This window comes from Rhizobium sp. Root482 (genome assembly GCF_001426565.1).
Lineage (GTDB): Bacteria > Pseudomonadota > Alphaproteobacteria > Rhizobiales > Rhizobiaceae > Pararhizobium.
This window is the reverse complement of record NZ_LMFA01000001.1, coordinates 677023-697532: the sequence shown is the minus strand read 5'-3', so window position 1 is coordinate 697532 and position 20510 is coordinate 677023. Positions and strand designations below refer to the sequence as shown.

The window sequence follows — 20510 nt, the reverse complement described above, 5'->3', positions numbered from 1 at the left end:
TGCATTAGCAGGACGCTTCTTCATGAGGTATCCGCATGGCTGACGAAATCAAGAACGCCTTCGACAACGCGTTCAGGGACTATGTTTCGACCGGCATCCCAAGTTCCGGGAAATATAAGGTCAAAAAGAGCGAAGTGAGATCGGCGGGCAGAGTAATACAATCTACCATTAACGAGTATGACGCTGCGATCGCGGGCATTGCCCAGGAGGTAAGCAATCTCCTCGCGACTGTCACCACATCCACTCAGTGGAAAACGCCGGTCCGAGCAGCTTCTACCGCCAACGTCAATCTGGCAAATGGCCTTGAGAACGGCGATACGATCGACGGCGTGACGCTCGCGACCGGTAATCGTGTGCTGCTTCTCGGACAGACGGCGCCAGCGGAAAACGGCATCTATACCGTGGTGAGTTCGGGTGCGGCGTCTCGGTCCGCTGACGCCGATCTCGCAACTGAAGTCCTGTTCATGGCTAGTTTCGTGCAGGAGGGGGCAGCGAACGGGAGCAAGGCCTACATCCTCACGACGCCCGGACCGATCACACTCGGCACGACTGCCCTGAACTTCACCTTCATCTTCGATATCGCCACGCTCGTGCCGATCTTTTCCTACCTGCTCGACACGATCAAGGCGCGCCCGGACGGACTGTTCACGGTCTCTGATGAGTATGGAAACGAGATTCTCGGGGCGAGCACCGAGGATGGAGTCTCGTTTGCCGGCATGCGGGCAGTCTCGGCAGATGGATTTCATTGGGTGCTGAAGGACGAACGTGGCAACATCATTGCTGGCTTCGACGAAACTGGTCCGTTCGGCTTCACGTCCGGCGACGACAGCGGCAGTGCCTACACGCCAACTAGTGGCGCCGCTGCGCGCATCTGGACGGGCGCCCTGCAGCCGGACGGTTTTACTGTTGCATGTGATGTCGATGGCGGGACGCCTCAGAGCGTTGCCCAGATAGAGGTGTCAACGGATCAAAACTTCCTCAATGTGGTGCAAACGACTCCAGCGACGGTGCCTTATGCCACCGAGAAATTCGATGGCAGCTACTGGAAATCGATCAAGCAGAGGATTTCCGGACTTTTGGCTGGCACCCAGTATTTCTATCGGGCGCGGGTGGACGGACTTGCGTCACCTGCAATCTCGGTAAAGACGGTGCCGGCCTCCCACGTCGCTACGGCCTTTTCAATCTTGCTTGGGTCCTGCAATGAGTTCGGCGCAGACCCTGGCATCATCGTGCCGAGCTATCGGGCGATGGCAAAAGAGACAGGCATTCTCGGTCTGCTGCATATGGGCGACATCGACTATTCCGATGTGACGGCCGTGGACATCAAGTTGCTGCGGTCGCGCAATGAGCGTCATTTCCGGTCCAACAATGACGTGGCCGCGCTTCTCCGGAAGATCCCGCTGCTGGCCTATATGTACGATGACCACGACTATTTCGGCGGTAACGACAATGATTGGGATAGCTCCAATCCCGGTGGTGCAATCAGGCGACAGGTCTATCGCGAGACAACGCCGCATTACCCGTTCATTCAGCAACAGCTTGGCGAGACTGACCCGGCGAAGATCCTGCCCGTGCAGGTGTTCGATATCGGCAAGGCCCGTTTTGTCATGCTCGACACGCGCTCGCAACGGCGGCTGACCGGCGGTGCGACGATGCTGGGCAACGGCACCAACCCGCCGGGCTCATGGAATCAGCTTGGCTGGTTCACGGGCACATTCCTCCCGCAGGCTGCGACCGACGCTGCTGCCGGAGACATCAACCGGCTGTTCATCGTCTCTCCGACCGGTTGGACCGGCGCGGTCTATGACGGCTGGCAGGACGGATGGTCAACCGAGCAGACGGCAATCTGCAATGCCGTGGTCGCAAATCCGAACCTTCCTCCCATGACGATCCTGAATGGTGACTTCCATTCCTGCGCTGTGGACGATGGCACCAACACCGACTTTTCGACAGCTGGTTCGCTCAACACGAAGCTGACCCAGATCATGGCCTCGCCCTTTATGCGCGACAGCAAGACGGGCGGCGGCCCCTATGTGTGGGATGGCGTCGATAGCCACATTCTGACAGCGCAGGGCTATTGCCGCCTCGACGTTCGCACGGACGGAAGCTGGCTTGCGACATTCAAGGGTGCTCCGTTCGACGGCACCTACACCCCCACTGTGCTCGGCACGTTCGACACCAACGACCTGTAAGGATATCTGACATGGCTACAATATCAGGAACTGGCATCATCGTGTCATCGAACGCCCGTGCCGTTTCAAGCGGATGGACGCCTCCCGTGAGCGACGGCGTCGAACTGATCCATTTCCTCGGAGGAAGTCTTGAGCAGTCCATCCGCAACCGGATGCGCCGCAAGACAAACTCTCAGGTTATCGGCGCTCCGGTTGTGTCTGCCGATTATCTGACGTTCAAGGGGGACACGAACTGGCTGAAGACGGCGTATCGCGACACCGCCGCATTGACCTTCATCGCGGTAGCCAGAACGTCGGATACTCTGGCCGATAACAATACCCGTCCGACGCTTATCGGGACATCCGACGGGTTGGGAAACAGTGGGGCCTCTCTCTATGCCGGAACGGCTGGTCGATGGAGGCAGAACGCATACTATCTCGACGGCACACCTGTGTCTCAGGTGCAGGACAATGTCGCGACGATGACGACATGGAGACTGGTGATCGGCGTTGTCAACACGTCCGGGGTGTCTCTGTATGACCTGACGGATGGTGACGGGGCGACCGCCACCCCGCCATCGTCCACTCGCGTTCTCGGGGGCCAAGCAATCGGGATCGGTGGAAACTACGGCGCGACGACGAAGGGTACTTGCGACATGGCGTTTGCTGCCGTCCTCTCCAGGGCGATGACTGACGCCGACGAGCGCACCGCATGGCTGAACGCACTTCGGGCTGCCTTTGCGGATACGTCGGTGAGTTTCTAGACCAGGAGAATATCTGTGCTGGAAGTAAAGAGTGGGGACCTAGTGGTGGCGGTTTTCGATCCGCGTCGCATGGTAGACCTTAAGCCGAGCGCGCTTGCAGTAGTCGGCTGGAAAGGGGAGTTCGAAGCGTTGTGGATGTTAGAGGAAGGGGAATATCGAGGGGAGTGAGCCATGCGATTGCCTGGAGATTGGCCGGTAGTGGATGCAGTTTGGGTGCCAGAAGGCGACCTCAGGGTCGTTCTTCTATAGATGAATCCCGCCCGACTAGCGCAGCATCAACCGACACATACACGCGAACGGGTTGGTTGCTTGGATCAAAGGCTGCGCGGCGGGCGTATAGTCCGTTTTATCATGGCCATTATACGCGAACTCTGCTCGGTGGGACCGGTGCTTGTCTCTTGATGATCTTTGTCGATTAATTGTGTGAGTTTCTGGGCGACGACGGTCTCTATGTGTTCGTTCAGAACTCGTTCTAACCGATCGCGGGCCGCCTTTAAATTTGCTCCGTCGCCCTTTAGTCCGTAATGATTCCCCCAATCGTCATGACTCATCTCCTTCACAAGTTCGGCGATGGCTTCGGCTATCGATGGCCGCATCTTAAAACCCCCAGCAGGTGCCCATTGTGAGAACAGTATTCTGGTTGCAAACTCGCAATGCGCGATGCCGCCCGATCAGCCCACGTCGGGTCGATAATCGGTTGGGACTCATGAACTGGAGGCATCAGGCGGGCAGTGGACACGATCACCGATAGCGGAACTACTTTCAACTATGCCCCTGCTGGCGGCGTCAATCACTTCGGTCATCACAATCGCCCCATAGTCGGCGTTCATGTGCGCGTATTCTTTCCTCTTGTGGACTACGTTCAGGCCGTCTAGCAGCCGAATTGCTCCCGCGCTGTTTCGATGGTGGGTGAGAAACAAGTTCTGATTTACCGTCTCTACAGGCTGCTCCAAAACCTGGAAGCGGTATTGTTGCTCAAGCTTAGCTAGTTCATCTCTCCATATCGGAGTTATGATCTTCTCGAAGGCCGCTGCATCGCGCCAGACCGACATGCCCTTCTTTCGAATGTGATTACTTGGAAGCGGCTGCTCACAAACGAAGATGGGCTTGTCGGTTGCTTCGCGAAGAAGCTTTACAATTCGGATCGCCAGACACTTTTGGATCCGGCTTCGGACAAGAACTTCGAAAAGCTCGTCAGAAATAATATGATCAAATTCCGATCTGCCCGGGACGGCAGAAACGCGATGCTTTTCCAACGCTTCGATAAGATGGGTTCGTCCAAAATATAGGCCGGCTGTAGCGAATGCGTCAAAATCTGCTGCATCGAAAGACTTGGAGCCTCCCGACGTAAATTGCAGCTGGTGGATAACAACCGGGTCTTTTGAACTGAATACGGTGCCCTTGCGGCGAAGTCTCTTTAGATCGTAGCCCTTGGCGCCGAAGAATGTTGCCTCAGCCTTTGAATGAAGATCGGGCAAAGTGTCCCACCCGGTCTTAAGGGATGCGAGGTGGGAATTCCCGATTATGCAGAGCTTCATGAAAACGCCTCTAGCAATGCTTCTTCGCATACCACATCCTTGGATGAGGCTTTTGCCACTTTCGGCGCCGCGACGATTTTGTGTTGAGAGAAGAACGAGCGCATAACAACTTCGACCCCCTGACTGGCGACCGATCTAAGGTTGTTCTCGTAGAAAAACCCACGAGACGGATGTGCCGCGATGATCTCGTAAGAGGGGAAATAGTCCACATCAGCCAGAGAATCATAAAGGTAGCCGGCCGCGGCACGCAGAACGGACTTGGAATAGATGGTGGCCGGAAGGACATGCGAGGTCGCCCCGGTCGCGGTCAAGGGGACGGGAGAGACAGTCAGAAGAAACCGGACGTTGGGGTTGAAGGTCTTTATTAAATCGCGAAAGGCAATAAAATCCTCAAGCACTTCTGGGTAGCTCAGGTTTTTGAAGCGTATCGAGGCTGGGTCGTGTTCTCCCGCTATAACGCCTGGCGCGCTTGGGTAGACGGTTCCTGATTGGATATGCTCCCAAGTCTCCGTCAGGCCTAACGTGAAAATAAAGACATCAACATCTCTGAACATCTGAGCGACGTGCTTGAGGTGTTGCGTCCGATGGAGGTTCACCTCTTCTTCTGACGGTAATCCAGACGGCTCCACGGACGGCCTCAGAGCGTCAAAGAACCGATCGCCCTTCTGCCACACAGCATTTGACGGGGAGCGTTTTCCACAAGACTCCTGGAACAGCTGCAGCAATTGCCTCGATGTGTAGAGGTTTCCATAGCGGCAAGAATACAGGCCATAACCGAACTTCTGCGCGGTCTCTATGTCGATACCCTTCGGCGCTGGCTCAAGGTCAAGAACTGTGAACCCACTCGCTCGCATGTGACGGGCTATATGCTGTGCAAAGCAGCTTCCTGCCGTTGCAATCCGATCCGTGGCCTTGATCTCGAATTTCTTCTCGTAGAGGTCAACTGGATTCAGCGGATGCTGATCCACAACACCACTGCGCCAATAGGCCTTCTTGGGGAGGTTTTCATATGGGGACGCCATGTCGCTCTCCGTCGCTAGACTGCTTCTTATGGCCATCAGCAAACGGCCCGTCAATCGGTTCGCTTCGCCAAGACCATCAGGACGTGACCAATAGCCAAGGAACCGTCAAGACCGGAGATCATCAGACTTTCATCCACTCCGGCCAGAGCCCTAGCCGTTCGATACAGACAATCGCGGCCGCTGCAGCTATCACGGCCGCCGCGACGTAAATTCTCTGCCGCGACGGAGGGTGCCTGACCCACAAAGCCATCCGCACTATAAGCCGCGCAAAGTAATCCATAAGCCGGGTTAATCGCTTTTCGTGGCTGCGGGTACAGGGTCGTCCGTTGCAAAGTCGTTCACGAATTTCATAATTTGCGATGAAATCATGTGCGCCAAAGCAAGGGAGTCCTGTCGGCGTTCCGTCGCCTTTATGATGCGATCAGCAACGGTGCAGGCTAGGATCGAAAGGCCTTCAGTAGGCGGCAGGGCGTCCATCAGGGCGTCTAACTGCTCGACCGTTCGCTGAGTCTCTGGTTTTGATGTCATTTTGCTAGGCACAGGTGGCATCTCCCTACCGCTCGAACGAAGATTTAAACGGGAAATACCGCTGCAAGAAGTTTTGCACGAGATCATCAACTGCGTTGGTCCGCTCCGGTGGTACGCCGACATCGTTGAGGCAGAAGGTCTTGTATTGACGGGAAGTCAGAACGTTTTTCAATTGCCCCTCTATGGTCGGCTTCCAAAGTGCCAGATACCGGTTGGTAATCGACGCCGGGACGGCCTGTTTCTGTAGGAAGGCGAATTGATACTGCATGAAGGCGATGGGCCTCAGATCCGTGCTTGCGCGAAAACGGTTCGCCGAGCAGGTGGCCCATGCGTCCGGGAATTCTTCTTCAAGCGAAGTCAGCAGGCTTCGGAGCGCCGGCAACGGGGTATGCTCCATGATAAACCGGCTATGGCGCCCACGTGAGCCCTTCATCAGATTGATGGCGTTCCGGTCTGCAACCAAATAGCCTTCGCGGCTATCGTCGATGTCCGGTTCATACGCCCGCTGGGGAGACGGGAAGAACTTCATAAGCCCGTTTGACAGGAAGAAATCATCCGGGGTGCAAAAATCACCGAGAAAAACGTCATCGTTGAAATAAAGGAAGTGCTCGGCCAGCCCCTCGACATGATGCAATTGCGTTTCAATCGAGCTTGAATTGAAGGTCGGAAGATCGCTTTTGGTCTTGTAAATTTCAGAGTGCGGGACAAGCTTGAGGCGCGGGTTATCCAGGTTGAGCCATTCTGGAATCTGCCCGTTCGTCACCAGATAGATGTTTCGCACGAACGGCGCGAACATTTCGATCGACCGCATGGAGTAGCGAAGCTCATCCCTGTTTCTAAACCGTTCGTCATGGTTGGCGCGGTCGGTTAGAACGACCTTGCCGGAATAGGACGCCCGCTCGGCCTGCCAGTTTTCGTCCCTATCGTTGACCCATGTGTAAACAACGTCGATTGGGAAATCATGTTCAGTCGACAAATGTCCGGATGCTCCGGTCAGATCAGAGGATTCCGCCGTCAAGCTATCGAAACTATGCCCCCTCAACCGGCAGACATAAGGGTTATAAACCCCCGTTTCGAAAATCGGCTCCTCTGAAAAATTGTTCATTTTTCGCCAGAAATTGATCGTGATTTGGCCAGACGCAAAAGTACCGTTCTTGCCTTCGCCGTGTTTTTTTTCAATGCACAGCACGTTGAATGCCAGCAACTTCCCTTTGGCTGCTATCTGGATGAGCTTGGATGCTTGAAACGCACTAATGGGTCCCGGGAGCGTGTACATCACATCCGGGTCGTTCTCGAACCAGTTCTTGAAAATGTTGGTAACGATAGGGCGATCGGTCTCCTTCACGCTAATCGACAGCGCCCACGGATCGGAAAGGTTGCCGACGAAAAACGGGATAGACATTTCGCGAAGGATGTTTTTCAACCGCTCGTAAGTCGCCGTCGTTTTTGGGCCCGGCGCGATACGCAAGTGATTGGCGGCCGGCTTGGTCTGAGACTTGCCATTTTGCAAACTGACACCGCGCGCATTGGCCATGACTTCCAGCTTTGAAAGCGGAGGTAGGTATCTGTCGTTGAGGAAATTTCGGAGAGCGATGCCTGGGTGCTTGATGTGCTTGAAGGGATTCATAGGGTTCCTGCTCAAACGACGTTCTCGGTTCATCGGGCCATTGGCCGTTCCAAGGTTGCTACCGAAAAATAGGCTGCGTTGCAATTAATCCATGGCGACGGGCTAGAATTTTTACCAAACAGCTTCCCAACATCAACAGGAGATACCCAATGACACGACGCATCAATGCGGCGGGGCTTTCGCACATCATGCAGTGGGAGGGCAAAGAGCTTGTCGCCTACCGCGATGTGGCGGGCGTCCTTACGATCGGCTACGGCCATACCAGCGCCGCCGGCATCCCGAAGGTGCGTGAGGGCATGCGCATCAATGATACCGAAGCCGCCGAGATCCTGCGGCGCGATCTCGGCAAGTTCGAGGAGCGCGTCGAGCACCTGGTGAAGGTGCCGCTCACCGACAACCAGTTTGCCGTGCTCGTTTCCTTCGACTTCAACACCGGGGCGCTGCACAAGTCCACGCTGCTCAAGAAGCTCAACGCAGGCGACTATGACGCCGTGCCGGTCGAGCTGATGAAATGGGTCAATGCTGGGGGCAAGAAGGTGAAGGGCCTCGTGAACCGTCGTTCGGCTGAGGCTGGCCTGTGGGCCAAGGGCGAGTTCGTGGCCAGCAACACGGTGGACGCGGACAAGGCCGTCAACAAGAAGGACGTGGCGGTCATCGTCGGCACTGGTGCCGGCGGCGCGGCAACCTCCGTTGTTCCGGTGCTGCCGGATCTCATCGATGCGGTGACGAAGCAGCACGACGACCTTACAAGCGGGGAGTGGGCTCGGATCATCGTCGCCGTCGTGATTCTGGGGCTGACCGGCTACGGCATCTATCGCAAGGTGCGGTCATGATCAGCAAGTTCGCAGCCATCGTTGGCGGGGTAGGCGGCCTCCTGCTGGCCTTCGCCATCTTTCAGCTTGCAAACACGCTCTGGCTGCTGCCAGCGGCGCGTGACGAGGGCAGGGCGCTGGAGCGGGCCGACGCCCTCAATAAATCCATGGAACTCATTCAGAAGCGGAGCCAAACCAATGCGGAAATTCGCAACCTTGATAGCGCTGGCTTGTGCGTTGCCCTTGGCGGCCGCTGGGTGCCAGAAGACAGCATCTGTGAATGATGGCGCTGGGTTCGAAGCCTTGACGCCATCAGCCGCGACACGGTCCTTCATCGTCGCCAATGATCAGCCGTTCGCCCGGCAGGTCGCGGGCCATAACCGGACATGCGAAGCGCAGCCGGGGTGTAGAAAATGATGGGCGGGAGCTACGTCGGGCCGGGGATATGGATCAGGATACAGCACCGCTTCGGGCCGCGCATGACCGAGTGGATCTGGGCAACCATCATGTCGCTCTGGGGCGTGTCGCTGCTCTTGCCAGATCCGGTCTTCCATCAGCCGTCATTTGCCTTTTTCCGGTCCTTCATCCGTGAGGACACACTCGGTTGGCTCATGGTCTGCATCGGACTTTTGCGGATCGTCGGCCTGATCATCAACGGCGCCCGAAAAAACGTGACCCCCTGGATACGGGTCTTCTCCGCCTGCATGGGGTTTCTGATCTTTGGCGGGATTGTCTACTGCTTCGCATCTTCCGGCGTCGTCAGCACCTGGATTGCGATTTATCCGATGCTCGCGCTGGTCGAGCTTCTGAACGCTTACCGCGCAGCGCATGACGCCGGAGAGAATTATGCAGTTTCAGGACATCAGTGATCTTCCACCTCTCGCCATCATCGCATTCGGCATATCCCTTGGCATTCTGTATTTCGTGACCAAAGGCGGGTTTGCCAGCGGGCAAAAGGTGAACCCGGCTTCCGCGCCATCGAGCGCACAGGTGGCGGCCGTCATCGTCGATCCCACAGCGCTCAACAAAGCAACGGCGGCGCTTGAAGCGCAGACGATGGAGAACATCAACGGTCGGAAATCGTTTGAGCGTGGGATAGAGGCTCTGTGCAGGTCTGTGGAGCGGCTGTGCGAGGAAGTGGACGACCTCAAGAAAGAAATGATCCGGAAAGGGCACTGACTGTCGCCGCTCGAATCGTGCTATACCGAAGCTGCAGTGCAACTATTCCTGCCCCGCTTGCCCTCACCGGTAAGCGGGGCTTTTTTGCGTTTGTAATGCAATGCTCAATAAGAGTTCTTTCGAACTAAGTGCAGTTCCCAATCGAGCGCGCTGCGGATGATGCCGGCAAGATCGTCATGCTGCGGCACCCAGCCGAGTTCCTCTTTGGCGAGCGACGGGTCGGCGACTACCATGGCCGGATCACCCGGCCGGCGCTCGGAGAAGCTCACGGCAAAGTCGCTGCCGTGCACATTGCGCACCGCGTCGAGCACTTCGAGTACCGAGAAGCCGCGCCCGTAGCCGCAATTGGCGGCCAGCGAGCCGCCGCCGGCGCGCATCCGCTGCAACGCCTTCAGATGCGCCTGCACCAGGTCCCAGACATGGATATAGTCGCGGACGCAGGTTCCGTCCGGGGTCGGATAATCGGTGCCGAAGACGCTGATCGACGGGCGCATGCCGAGCGCCGTGGCGCAGGCCACCTTGATCAGGTGGGTGGCGCCGGCGGTAGATTGGCCGCAGCGACCCGCGGGGTCGGCGCCGGCCACGTTGAAATAACGCAACGCCGTATAAGTGAAGGCATGGGCGCTTGCCGTATCCCGCAACATGATCTCGGTCATCAGCTTGGAGGAACCATAGGGCGATTCCGGTTTCAGGTTGACGCTCTCGGTCACCGGTTCCAGCACGTCGGGCGTTCCATAGACGGCCGCCGTCGAGGAGAAGACGAAATAGGGTATACCCGCCTTCACGGCGCTCTCGATCAGGCTGCGCGATTTGACGGTGTTGTTGTCGTAATAACCGAGCGGGTCGGCCACTGAATCCGGCACCACGACGGAGCCGGCGAAATGGATGATGGCGTCGATCTCATTTTCGGAGAAAATTTGCCGCATCAGCGCGGCATCGGCGATATCGCCCTCATAGAACCGCGCTTCGGGCGCGATCGCCCAGCGAAAGCCGGTCGACAGCCGGTCGATGACGACGACCTCTTCACCAGCATCGATCAGCGCCCAGACCATATGGCTGCCGATATAACCGCCGCCGCCCGTCACCAATACCGCCATCATGCACTCCCGCTGCTCTAAAGCCGCACCATAAATCTGCTTCCCGCAAGATTTGCAAGAGTGTGGAAACCTAGTTTTTAGTCATCACTCTCTATTTTTCGGTCTCTTTCCTCCGCGAGAGCTCTAGCAATTCTCCGAACCAAATCCTCCTGGACAGAGACACTGGGATCGGCTTCCTCACGAAACCACAAATCCACTAAATTGGTTGCCGTTCGTAGTATGTCAGGCGAGATGTTGTCTTCCTGATCAATCCATTCCGGTGAGAGCGACGTAAATCCAGAACCAGGACGGCTGGTATAAAACGCGGGTGTATTCTTTTGTCCATGGTAAATGACATTGCGAGCTTTAGGGCGAGACGGAAACCTGAGAAGTTGGTAGGCAGGATCGTTGTCGTCACCGCTTCGGCTGAGAGGATCATCGGTGAGGCCTTTAGCAACCAAACCGTTCACCGTTTCATCTTCATCGCTCACCACTCTCTCCTTCAGCCAACAACTATTCCAGATAGATCAGTTCGCCATCGGCTTTCAAGATGTGGCGGCATAGGTCGGGCGAATTTCAGATCACTCACTTTGGCCACACCAAGCGCATAGCCCCGACCGAATATCTCAACGCGACCGGAGGTTTTCGGCACAGTCATGGGTTGCCATCCGCCAGGCCGTTATGCGCCATCAAGTGGCTGTAATATTCTTCGACCTTGCGGGATGCGTCTCGGGCCGTGGGTGCATATCCGTAGTGTGGCGTTAGTCGTTCCCGCACCCGGCCGCCGTGGCCGCTCCAATGCCAGAAGCCTTTCTTTGGCCCGTGCGGCTCATACCGAATGCGGCCGACCGGCCTCTCTCCGTCCCATCCCCGAAAATCGGTTTGCCAGCTGTCCTTGTCGCCCTCATCTGGCCAAGTGACGCGCCATTTATAACGGGGCTGGTAGTCGGTCATGGGCCTTCCGTCCCGGTGCATAAGCCTGTGGGCTGTCTGTGTATGTTCTGTTGAAAAGGTTCGCTCACCGTCGAGCGTGTTCTAATTATGTTCTGGTGTGGGAAAGAGTCAAGTCTGCGACGACCGGAGAGGCGCGGGTCGCTCCGCATGTGGGACATTCTGAAAATAAATCGTAATGAAATCGGAGAGCGCTTTATTGTCCCACATTTCAGGAAGCGCTTGACTTAGCGTGGTTCAGGTACTCCGGCATGAGACACATGTTTGCTTATAATCGGCGACGTAACTCCGACACATTGTATTCTCTGTGCAGGCGGGCTAGGCTTTACTTGCTGTCGTTGTGTTTATTAGCGCCTTCAAAACGAGGGTGCCCCTGACCGAAGTTTACACTAAAGCAAATCTGTTCGGCATACCCGCTTCCAATGGTATCCTCGTAGGTAACTCTTGCGACATAGTATAGGCGCTTTGAGGTCGAAGCGATGACTGCGGCGTAGTCCGTAACGCTGACACTCGCCGCTTGGATTACAAAATCGGAGGGCAAGCCAACATGGAGAATAATGTTCGTCCCCAGTGTCGTCCATTTGTCCGGCAGGTTATGATTTGCCGGTAGAGGGAAGTCATCGGTGAATCCTTGCGCTTCGATGTTATGAATCTTCGCAGGAACCACACCGCTGTTGATAATGCCAATTTGGCAACCTGCAGCAGCCGTCAAATTTCGCGGGTCGGGGGCGTTCATTCCGGCCATCCGAATGTAGGACCTGATTTGCGCCCTACCATTAACTCGAGCAATTGTGTTTGCGTCTCGGGCGTGTCGCAGCGCAGTAAGCACTAAGACGACACTAATGAATGAAAGAAGGGCGCTGCCGATCCCAACATAATTGGATATCTTCGTGTAATGCGCGGATTCTTCAGCGGCAATAGCGGAGCGCCACTGAGCGCATAAATCGGCGTCCTCCAAACTGTAAGCATGATAACAATTAGGATCGTCGTAAGCTGGGCGTTTCGGTTCTTTCTCACCGGATGCAATGTCAGGTACTGACCAAGTATTTTCCGTAGCCTGACTAACCCATGGATCAGTGTGTGGCGGATCAGCTTGTGCCGCTCCGGCGATTATCGCTCCAAACGCAATTATGACAAACCAAAACCGCCTAAACATCTCAAAAAACACCACGCTATTTTGCCCGAACACTCATTCCGCACGTTATCTGTTGCTCGTCAACGTATCCCTTGCGGATGCTGGGCGTCGACTAGCAGGAAAACCATCGTGTTGTCGTGAACATACGGGAGATATCGTTGGCTAACCCGGTTATTAGCCCTCTGAAATCGTTCACTTCTGTTAGGCCCTCCGGGCCCACCATCTTCCAATAGAATCAGTATTTGATCACCGATTGGGCATGGCTGCTTATTGCGCGATTCCAGAGATCGGTGCAGGCCTTCTTCGGCGCGGGTCAGGTGTCGAGGGTCTTTAGTGGGGCGGGTTGGTTTTGGAGGGCCCAGGCGGTGAGGGGGGAGAGGTCGTCGGGGCGGACGCAGTTGTTTGCGTAGAGCCAGATGAACCTTTTGATTACATCGATCCCGATTTCCGGTAGAGTTCTGAGCGCATCGCGCAGTTCGGCCTTTGTCCGGGCCCTCGTCGTCGCCAGGCCATATTCCGACTGACCGACAGTGATGACGTTCTTGCCGTGAAGCAGCGCTTCAAGCCCGACGCCGCTGTTCACCGTGACGATCGATCTGGCACGGGGGATGATGTCGTGGATCGAACCGTCCGAGATGAACACGCAAGGAGAGCGGGCGAATCGGGCCAGCGCGTCCTTTACCTTCGAATTCCCGCACAGTGGATGCCGCTTGAGGACCAGCGACATGCCTGTTGGCGCGATCGTTTCGATGACCGTTTCGATCGCTTCCAGCATCGGAATCCAGGCGAGCCCGGAGACGGTGTCCTCCATCAACTGCATTGGAAAGAACAGGTAATCTCCGTTCGGCAGGGAGGTTGCCGGTGGCTGGGCATATTTCGAGATTTTTTTGCCGATGGTCGCTTCGCGGATATCGTTCCAGATGGCGTCCACAGCATCGGGGGGAGCGTCGAGGGCGATCTGCGGCAAATCCCCCAGCGAGGCAAGCGCGGAAAATCCGGCATAGCCTTTGGGGTCGAACCGGTAGTAGCCGGGTATCGCGCTGTCCTTGAGATGAAGCCAGTGCGGCTGGTCGCCTGTCGTGTGGTAGGAGAGGGCGGGCCAGTTCCCCGAAGGGTTTGCGATGTTCAGCCAGAACTGGTGCTGCGGCACAATCGAAAAACCCTGCCTGTCGAATGCGTCGAGCACGTCTCTCAGAAATGTGCAGATGCGGGCATGCGCGGCCGCGTCGGGGCCCGAGGCCGCATCGCCAAAATAGGTGGGCACGAGAAATTTCATGGCCGGGCCGTCCCGGGCATCTTCCAGCCTGGACACCACGCCCGCTCGCTTGCACCAAGGCACGTCTTCCCTGGCATTGCGATTGGCAAGCTCGATCAGGTCGGCCCAGTTTCCGCTGCGGGCGCGAAGCAGGTTCAGGGTGGCTTGCGTCTCGGACCTGATCGCCGGCGCCCCGATCGCCGGCAAAAGCTCTTCGGCATCGCTCCAGAATCTTTGCTGGACGAGGGCTTTTACCGCACGGTGCCGGGATTTGATCGGGAACCGGCTGTCGGCGGCGTCCTTCATCAGGATCTGCCGCGATCGCTCCAGATATTCGTTGGCTCCGTTCATGCCGAGCGCTTCGCAGGTTCGGGCGGCATGCCAGGCGTTGAGAGCAAGGCTTCGCTCCGGCAGGCGTTTGAAAAGGTCATGCAGCTTTGTGAGCAGGGACAGGTTTCTCTGCCGACCCGCTGCCAGCGTGACGGTACCAAGGGCGCGGTCGCTTCCGCGCAGGGCGGCAATTTCCGCAGTCTGGACGGCCGCTGTTTCATGGCCTTTATCCAGCATGGATCTGGCAGCCAGGAACAGCAGGTCGGACGGAAGATGCCTGAACGCATGGCGAAGAAAATTCGGCAATTCCTGGTCGGTGACGGTGCGTTCCGTCAGTGCGGGCGCAGAGGCCACAACTGGCGCCGGGCGCGCGATGACGCTCGAACCGCCATTGGCGATGATCCTGGCGATCCGCAGGAGCCGTTTCGGATTTAGCTGAATATTGGATGGAATGAGCGTCTTGTATTTCTCGATCTGTTCCCGGTTGCGCAGAAGTTCGTCGCGCACATAGAGCTGGTAATAGGCCCTTGGCTCCGTTTTTCCGTTCAGCAGATCGGATATGGCTTCGGCGCCGGCCGCGCCGCATCCTGTCTCCAGCCCGAAACATTCGGATTTCAGCGCACTGTTGACCTCGGCAAAGCGTTCGGGTCGTTCGAACGCCTCCTCGATGGTCGCCGCCAAGGTTTCCGGATCGTCGGCGATCGGCCCGATCTCGTGACGTCTGGCATATTCGATGCTTTCCAGGCCAAATTTCTGCCCTTTCAGCTTTTCCGGCTGGTTCTGCAGGAGAACCACGGGTTTGCGCACATTGACGGCGTCGAATATGGCGCCGGAATAGTCGCTCAACACCATGTCGGAGCAGGCGAGCAGGTAGAGAAGGTCGTCGGAGGCGCCGAAGATCGAGTTCAGGCCGTTCTTTCCCAAGGCGACCTTTTGCTTCAGTTCCAGCGCGTCCGTATTGTGGTGGACCTTCGCAATGACATTGTATCTTTCGGTCAGTTTGCCCAGAGCGGATTGATAAAGGGGAACGGAGGACAACTCGCCCCAGGTCGGAAGATAGAGGATCGTCTTCTTCGACGGGTCGAGATGGGCTTTCGCCCTGTCCAGCCTGCGCTGGTCCAGGGTTCCGTCGAACCAGGGTTCGAACCTCGGATTGCCGATGATCCTGCAGGGCGAAAGCGGCGCGATATGGGCGCGCGAATAGTCGCCATAGACCAGGTTCAGGTCGAACATGGCCCGCCACGCCCCATATTGATGGCCCTCCTTGGTCATCGAATACTGCATGGCGATGCGCCTGGTCTTGCGCAGTCTCTCGATGTGGCGGAAGGGCGTCTGGCAGACGATCGCGGAAAACCGGCCGTCGCTCTGCGCTATGCGCCTGGCTGTGGTTTCGATGACCGGCAGACCCAGTTCGCCAAGGACGGATTTGTCGAAAACCCTGTCGAAATCCATGTTGCCGCGATGCTCGAGCAGGAGCACGCTGTCTGTGTAACTGCGCGCCAGGTCCGCGATCTGGAAGACTTGAAACGGGTTCCAGGCGTGGAAGGCTACTGTCAAGGCCGAAAAATCCCAGGATCGGAGGCGTCGATCGGTGCCGGCGCAGCATGCAAGCGGATGATGTGCTCTTAGGCCAGGCAGCGCGCGATTGCAATGTTCAAGCCGGCCGGCATCTCCTCCGCAGGCGGCATGTCTTCCGGCAAGCAGCGAGCCTCTGTCGCACCAGTGTTACCGTAATGTCATGTGCCTGTCATGGAAGGATGCAAAACTCCGGGTCAATAAAAGGAGATCTCCATGAGATTAGCCGGTTGTTTGTCCTTATTGGTCATTGGCGTGTCTTTCCTGATGCCGTCCGATACCCACAAGTTCCTGCTTTTCCTGCTTGCTGCGGGTTTGGCCTATTTCCTTTTCGAGGACGCCCGTCCTGGTGAGGAAGCAGAAGGTCTAAACGGATTGGAAGGCGACGAGTTCGCCAAGCACTGGTTCGATGAGGGGTTGGCCGAATGTATCGGTGATGCCCGGTCGCGGAAATGAGGAATGGCCGACCGGCGGGCCCGTGACGAGAGCCTGGAATCCTCGGGGTTTTGCGATGCTCGGCTGCCCTGTGAGCGCACTCGACCATCCCAGCTTGCCATATCCCCCATCTCGCCTCGACGTCGCTTGACGGGTTTCTTTGGTGGCCTCGCTTCGGTCGCCAGGCGTCCCGGGGGCAAGTCATGTGCGCGAATTTTCAAACACAGGAAATGATGAATGAAGCCGACCAGCTGGCTCCAACCGTTCAAGGCCATCTATCGTTATGGCCGGATACCCTTTCGAAGATGGAGCGCTAGCGGCAGGCCGACGGCCTATGTGCTTGGCATGTCGCCGTGGAAAACATTCATCAACGACTGGTTTCCGGATCGGAAAATCGTGCGGAGGGATCGAACGGTCTCCAAATGGGAATTCTATACGTCGCTGGTGCCGTGGATGCTCGCGGACAAAAGGTCGGTGCTCTGCGTCTGGGGCTACAAACATCCGCCCTTCATCATTCCGTTCTGCGAGCGCTTCGGCGTGAATTATGTTCGCGTCGAAGACGGGTTCCTGCGGTCGGTCGCGCTTGGGGCGACGAAGGCGCCGCCGCTTTCGCTCTGCTTCGATTCGCCGGCACTCTATTTCGATGCGACGGCGCCCTCGCGGCTCGAGCAAATTCTTCAATCCCATGATTTTGCCGGTGATCCCGTGCTGATGGAGCGGGCGAGGGAAGGGATGCGCTCCCTGATCGAGACGCGCCTTAGCAAGTACAACACGTCCAACGATGTCGACATCGAAACCATCTACGGGCCGAAGGACCGCAAGCGGGTTCTCGTGGTCGGGCAGGTCGAAGGCGATATGTCCATCAAGAAGGGGTGCAATCGCGCGATCAACAACAATGACCTGGTGCGGATCGCAGCCCGCGAAAACCTCGACGCGCAGATCATCTACAAGCCGCATCCGGAGGTTCTTCACGGCACCCGCAGCGCCCCCCCGCAATCCAAGCCCGACGAGGTTCGCGGCATCGCCATGGTCCTCGAGCAGGACATCACGCTTGCCGATGCGTTCGAGACCGTGGATCACGTCTATACGATTACCTCGCTTTCCGGTTTCGAGGCACTAATCCGGGGCATCAAGGTGACCTGCCTCGGCATGCCCTTCTACGCCGGATGGGGGGCGACCGACGATCGTCAGAGATGCGAGCGACGGACCGCCCGGCACACCGCGGAGGAAATTTTTGCGGCGGCCTATATCCTCTATCCCCGTTATTTCGATCCGATCCTGCGCAAGGAAGTCCAGTTCGAGCAGGCCCTCGACCTTCTCTACTGGATGAAGCGAACCCAGCCGGCGAAAAAACCGAGCGCCGTCCCTGCCGTGAAGAAGGTTGCGGCACCCGCCGTGCCGCCGTTGAAACTGGTCAGCAGCAGCGCTCACAAGGCCGAGATACAGGTCATTCGCAAGGTTCTCGATATTCTCGATCCTCCCGCAAAGAAGAGCGTGGCGCCGAAGCCGAAGGAGCCCCTCCTGAAGGTGGTAAAGCCGAAGATGCCGCTGTTGAAGTCGGTGAAGAAAAAGACATGGCGTTAGTGGTAGCAGCCCGTCGCGGACGCGGGGAAACAAGATGAGATTCGCCGAGTTTTTTGCCATGATGCCCGTGTTTCTGGCCAGCATGGTTCCTTACCCGGGAAGGAGCGAGGCCGAAGCTCTTCTGCCAGACAGAAAGCCCCCTAAATTTCGCAACGCGTTCGGGAAGGACAACGCGTTCACCGATCTCGGCGCGACATCGCTGGCAGGCCATGTTTTCGTCGGCAAGGGAACGGGAAATCACCTCTCGATCGGCAAGCAGACGAAATTCAGCGGAACGATCGAGGTCGTCGGAAACAACAACAGTATCATGATCGGCGACAACTGCCACTTCCGGGGAAAAATCGTCGTGAAGGGGAACGGACAGACCATCCGCTTTGGAAACAACTCAACCACTGTCGACGTCTATATCCTGTGCCAGGAAAATTGCGACGTGACGATCGGGGAGTGGTGCATGCTATCGCGGGAAATCGAAATCCGGACGACGGACGCGCATTCCGTGGTCGACCGGGCGACGGGAAGACGTATCAATGCCGCAAAATCGGTGGTCATCGGCGATCACGTCTGGATCGGCGTCGGTGCCATCATCAACAAGGGCGCCGTCGTGCCGTCCGACAGCATCGTGGGGGCAATGGCCTTCGTAAACCGTCGCTTCGAGGAACAGGGCATCGTGCTCGCCGGTGCGCCTGCCGGTATCGTCAAGCGTGGCATTACATGGAACCGCAGCCGCAGGGCGAAGTTCACCTCCGCTGAACTGGATCACTGGAAATCGTCCGACGCGTCATAATCGCGGCAGTCTGCCCAATCACGACCGCTGCTTGTCTCCGGCGCTCTTGCCGTCGGAGCTTCGTGAGCGTTCTTCGACGCGTTCCGCGCCCTTGGCGAGATCGGAGCCCTTGCTGTCCTCGACCTCCTGTTCTTCGATCCTTGTGCTTTCACGCAATCCGCGAGCGGATTGCTTGCCGGTTTCGGTCGGCGCCTGTTCGATGCCCATCTGTCTGTCTCCGGTTGGGGATGCTGTTCAACGTGCAGGTCAACTCATTGTTCCTGCCGTGGCAGGTAGGATTTGACCTGTTCGAGATCCGAAATGAAATGACGTCTCGCCTCGGCCGCGTCACCGCGGCTCCTGATCCGCAGCAGATAGGACGGATGGATGGTCACGAGCAAAGGCGTGCCCGTCACCGTCTCCAGCACCTCGCCGCGCCGTTTCGTCAGGCCGACTGATCTGCCCATCAGGGAATAGAGCGCGGTCGCGCCGAGGGCGACGATCAGGCTGGGGCGAATGAGATCGAGTTCGCCGCCCAGCCAGAATGCGCAGGCCTTTATTTCCCCGGCATTGGGGCGGGTATGAAGGCGCCTTTTGCCGCGAAGTTCGAATTTGAAGTGCTTGACCGCGTTGGTGACATAGCAGAGCGAACGGTCGATTTCGGCCTCGTGCAAGCATTCATCAAGCAACCGGCCAGCCGGCCCAACGAAGGGCCGGCCGGCCAAATCCTCGTGGTCGCCGGGCTGTTCGCCGACAAGAACCACAGCCGCATCCTTCGGACCTTCCCCGAAAACGACCTGCGTGGCGTCGCGATAAAGATCACAGCGCCGGCAATCTTCCGCATCATGATGCAGTTTTCCCAGCGACGATCCCTCTGCGTGGTCGGTGCCGAAGACCGGCGGCAGTTTTGGTGCGCGAAGAGCGGTCACCTTACATCTTATCCCTTGTGGTGCGGGCTCTCCTGGTTGCGTCCGCGCAACTGGTGCCGATCATCGTCCTGGACCGGCTCTCCCGCCCTGAGATCCTGCCCGCGGGCAGCCGGTCCACTCCAGATCCCGTGTCGATATGCGCGCAAGGATGGCCGAGGCGCCACCGGTCGCCTTTCGGCACATGCTGCAATGGCAATATCCGACATGGGCAGGCGCTTTGCGGAGCCGGTAACGCCGGTTTCCGCACAGGCATCCGCCGGTCCACGCGTCCATGCTCATATGGCCATCTCAGGTTTCGAAATGAGACCGTCCGGTCAGTGCTGGCTCTGTTTTTCAGGCGCCGGGTAACCCCAGTGGATTTTTGCAAACCGCTTTGCCGCCTCCTCGGCGGTATCCTTGTTCTGAAAACGATCTTCCAGGACATGGCTTTGGTCGCCGCACTGGAGAAGAACGGTCTTGCTGATGCAGTCATACTGGATGCGGAGATAGTCGGCAGTGTTCATGGTCTTCACCCGTCCCGGCGTTAACTCACTTTCGAACGTTCGAGCGCCAAATAAGTTCCGCGGCACGGCTGATCCGCCTGCCGGCGCAGACGTATTTTCCGCAGCTGCGATCCGCTGAAAATTTCCCCGCGAGACGGGCCATGGACCGGGAACATTGTGACGGGGAGTCAGTTATCGTTGCTGTGTGCGGGTCCAGCCGAAACATCGACTTCAGCCATTGCTTCGCCAGCCAAGGGTTGGCCATGCGGGCACTCTCTCCCGGACGTAAACATGCGCCGGGCAGTGTAGGTTCATGGAAGTCGTTGTGTGGATGGCCCGCACGCGTTCGACGCC

The 20510-nt window shown here is 57.5% G+C and carries 20 protein-coding genes; 9 read left to right on the top strand and 11 right to left on the bottom strand.

All coding sequences use genetic code 11. The features are described 5' to 3' along the window. Positions 1 to 35 precede the first annotated feature (35 nt). Together ASD31_RS03035 and ASD31_RS03030 are read left to right on the top strand one after the other, a co-directional pair. Positions 36 to 2192: a hypothetical protein gene (locus ASD31_RS03035; protein ID WP_056329072.1), complete on the top strand. Its 2157-nt coding sequence runs from the start codon at positions 36 to 38 to the stop codon at positions 2190 to 2192. Positions 2193 to 2278: 86 nt separating this feature from the next. Further along, the gene (locus ASD31_RS03030; RefSeq protein WP_156392471.1) at positions 2279 to 2935 is read left to right on the top strand and encodes a hypothetical protein; all 657 of its coding nucleotides are present in this window, start codon (positions 2279 to 2281) and stop codon (positions 2933 to 2935) included. Positions 2936 to 3639: 704 nt separating this feature from the next. Here the strand turns inward: ASD31_RS03030 and ASD31_RS03020 are convergent. The 3 genes from ASD31_RS03020 to ASD31_RS03005 all read right to left on the bottom strand — a co-directional run bounded on the left by ASD31_RS03020 (position 3640) and on the right by ASD31_RS03005 (position 7650). Then, complete coding sequence (locus ASD31_RS03020) at positions 3640 to 4413, bottom strand: hypothetical protein (RefSeq protein ID WP_156392470.1); 774 nt, start codon at positions 4411 to 4413, stop codon at positions 3640 to 3642. Positions 4414 to 4469: 56 nt separating this feature from the next. Beyond that, the gene (locus ASD31_RS03015; RefSeq protein WP_056329060.1) at positions 4470 to 5495 is read right to left on the bottom strand and encodes a GSCFA domain-containing protein; all 1026 of its coding nucleotides are present in this window, start codon (positions 5493 to 5495) and stop codon (positions 4470 to 4472) included. 553 nt (positions 5496 to 6048) lie between these two features. After that, positions 6049 to 7650, bottom strand: a complete 1602-nt coding sequence (locus ASD31_RS03005) for a stealth family protein (protein ID WP_056329052.1) — start codon at positions 7648 to 7650, stop codon at positions 6049 to 6051. Between the two features lie 149 nt (positions 7651 to 7799). Here ASD31_RS03005 and ASD31_RS03000 point away from each other — a divergent pair, with 149 nt between their 5' ends. The 4 genes from ASD31_RS03000 (at position 7800) to ASD31_RS02985 (ending at position 9641) form a co-directional block, all read left to right on the top strand. Then, a complete protein-coding gene (locus ASD31_RS03000; protein ID WP_056329050.1) occupies positions 7800 to 8483 on the top strand; it encodes a lysozyme in 684 nt (227 codons plus the stop codon). Then, positions 8480 to 8746, top strand: coding sequence for a hypothetical protein (locus ASD31_RS02995; protein ID WP_056329049.1), 267 nt, complete (start codon positions 8480 to 8482; stop codon positions 8744 to 8746). The genes ASD31_RS03000 and ASD31_RS02995 overlap by 4 nt, the downstream gene beginning before the upstream one ends. A gap of 195 nt (positions 8747 to 8941) precedes the next feature. Next, positions 8942 to 9331 (top strand): hypothetical protein, encoded by a 390-nt coding sequence (locus tag ASD31_RS02990; protein WP_056329047.1) that lies wholly within the window; start codon positions 8942 to 8944, stop codon positions 9329 to 9331. Next, complete coding sequence (locus ASD31_RS02985; RefSeq protein ID WP_056329045.1) at positions 9309 to 9641, top strand: hypothetical protein; 333 nt, start codon at positions 9309 to 9311, stop codon at positions 9639 to 9641. Before ASD31_RS02990 ends, ASD31_RS02985 begins: the two co-directional genes overlap by 23 nt. 104 nt (positions 9642 to 9745) lie before the next feature. Here the strand turns inward: ASD31_RS02985 and galE are convergent, their stop codons facing one another. The 5 genes from galE to ASD31_RS02970 form a co-directional block, all read right to left on the bottom strand. Further along, a complete protein-coding gene (gene galE / locus ASD31_RS02980; RefSeq protein ID WP_056329042.1) occupies positions 9746 to 10738 on the bottom strand; it encodes a UDP-glucose 4-epimerase GalE in 993 nt (330 codons plus the stop codon). 77 nt (positions 10739 to 10815) lie between these two features. Next, positions 10816 to 11208: a hypothetical protein gene (locus ASD31_RS25730; protein ID WP_156392469.1), complete on the bottom strand. Its 393-nt coding sequence runs from the start codon at positions 11206 to 11208 to the stop codon at positions 10816 to 10818. 163 nt (positions 11209 to 11371) lie between these two features. Continuing rightward, entirely contained in the window at positions 11372 to 11671 is a 300-nt protein-coding gene (locus ASD31_RS25140; protein ID WP_082520378.1) for a hypothetical protein, read from the bottom strand. 322 nt (positions 11672 to 11993) lie between these two features. Further along, positions 11994 to 12857 carry a hypothetical protein gene (locus ASD31_RS26475; RefSeq protein ID WP_210168911.1) on the bottom strand — a complete coding sequence of 288 codons (864 nt, stop codon included), beginning with the start codon at positions 12855 to 12857 and terminating at the stop codon, positions 11994 to 11996. Positions 12858 to 13116: 259 nt separating this feature from the next. Beyond that, positions 13117 to 15945 carry a CDP-glycerol glycerophosphotransferase family protein gene (locus ASD31_RS02970; RefSeq protein ID WP_056329036.1) on the bottom strand — a complete coding sequence of 943 codons (2829 nt, stop codon included), beginning with the start codon at positions 15943 to 15945 and terminating at the stop codon, positions 13117 to 13119. A 234-nt stretch (positions 15946 to 16179) separates the two neighbouring features. Between ASD31_RS02970 and ASD31_RS02965 the strand changes: the two genes are divergently transcribed. The 3 genes from ASD31_RS02965 (at position 16180) to ASD31_RS02955 (ending at position 18766) form a co-directional block, all read left to right on the top strand. Further along, positions 16180 to 16419: a hypothetical protein gene (locus ASD31_RS02965; RefSeq protein ID WP_056329033.1), complete on the top strand. Its 240-nt coding sequence runs from the start codon at positions 16180 to 16182 to the stop codon at positions 16417 to 16419. A 216-nt stretch (positions 16420 to 16635) separates the two neighbouring features. After that, positions 16636 to 17982, top strand: coding sequence for a beta-3-deoxy-D-manno-oct-2-ulosonic acid transferase (locus tag ASD31_RS02960; RefSeq protein ID WP_082520377.1), 1347 nt, complete (start codon positions 16636 to 16638; stop codon positions 17980 to 17982). A 34-nt stretch (positions 17983 to 18016) separates the two neighbouring features. Continuing rightward, entirely contained in the window at positions 18017 to 18766 is a 750-nt protein-coding gene (locus tag ASD31_RS02955) for an acyltransferase (protein ID WP_056329030.1), read from the top strand. Positions 18767 to 18784: 18 nt separating this feature from the next. Here ASD31_RS02955 and ASD31_RS02950 read toward each other — a convergent pair whose 3' ends face one another. The 3 genes from ASD31_RS02950 to ASD31_RS02940 form a co-directional block, all read right to left on the bottom strand. Next, a complete protein-coding gene (locus ASD31_RS02950) occupies positions 18785 to 18973 on the bottom strand; it encodes a hypothetical protein (protein ID WP_056329025.1) in 189 nt (62 codons plus the stop codon). A 44-nt stretch (positions 18974 to 19017) separates the two neighbouring features. Next, positions 19018 to 19674: a UdgX family uracil-DNA binding protein gene (locus tag ASD31_RS02945; protein ID WP_082520376.1), complete on the bottom strand. Its 657-nt coding sequence runs from the start codon at positions 19672 to 19674 to the stop codon at positions 19018 to 19020. A 314-nt stretch (positions 19675 to 19988) separates the two neighbouring features. After that, a complete protein-coding gene (locus ASD31_RS02940; RefSeq protein ID WP_056329022.1) occupies positions 19989 to 20177 on the bottom strand; it encodes a hypothetical protein in 189 nt (62 codons plus the stop codon). Positions 20178 to 20510 lie beyond the last annotated feature (333 nt).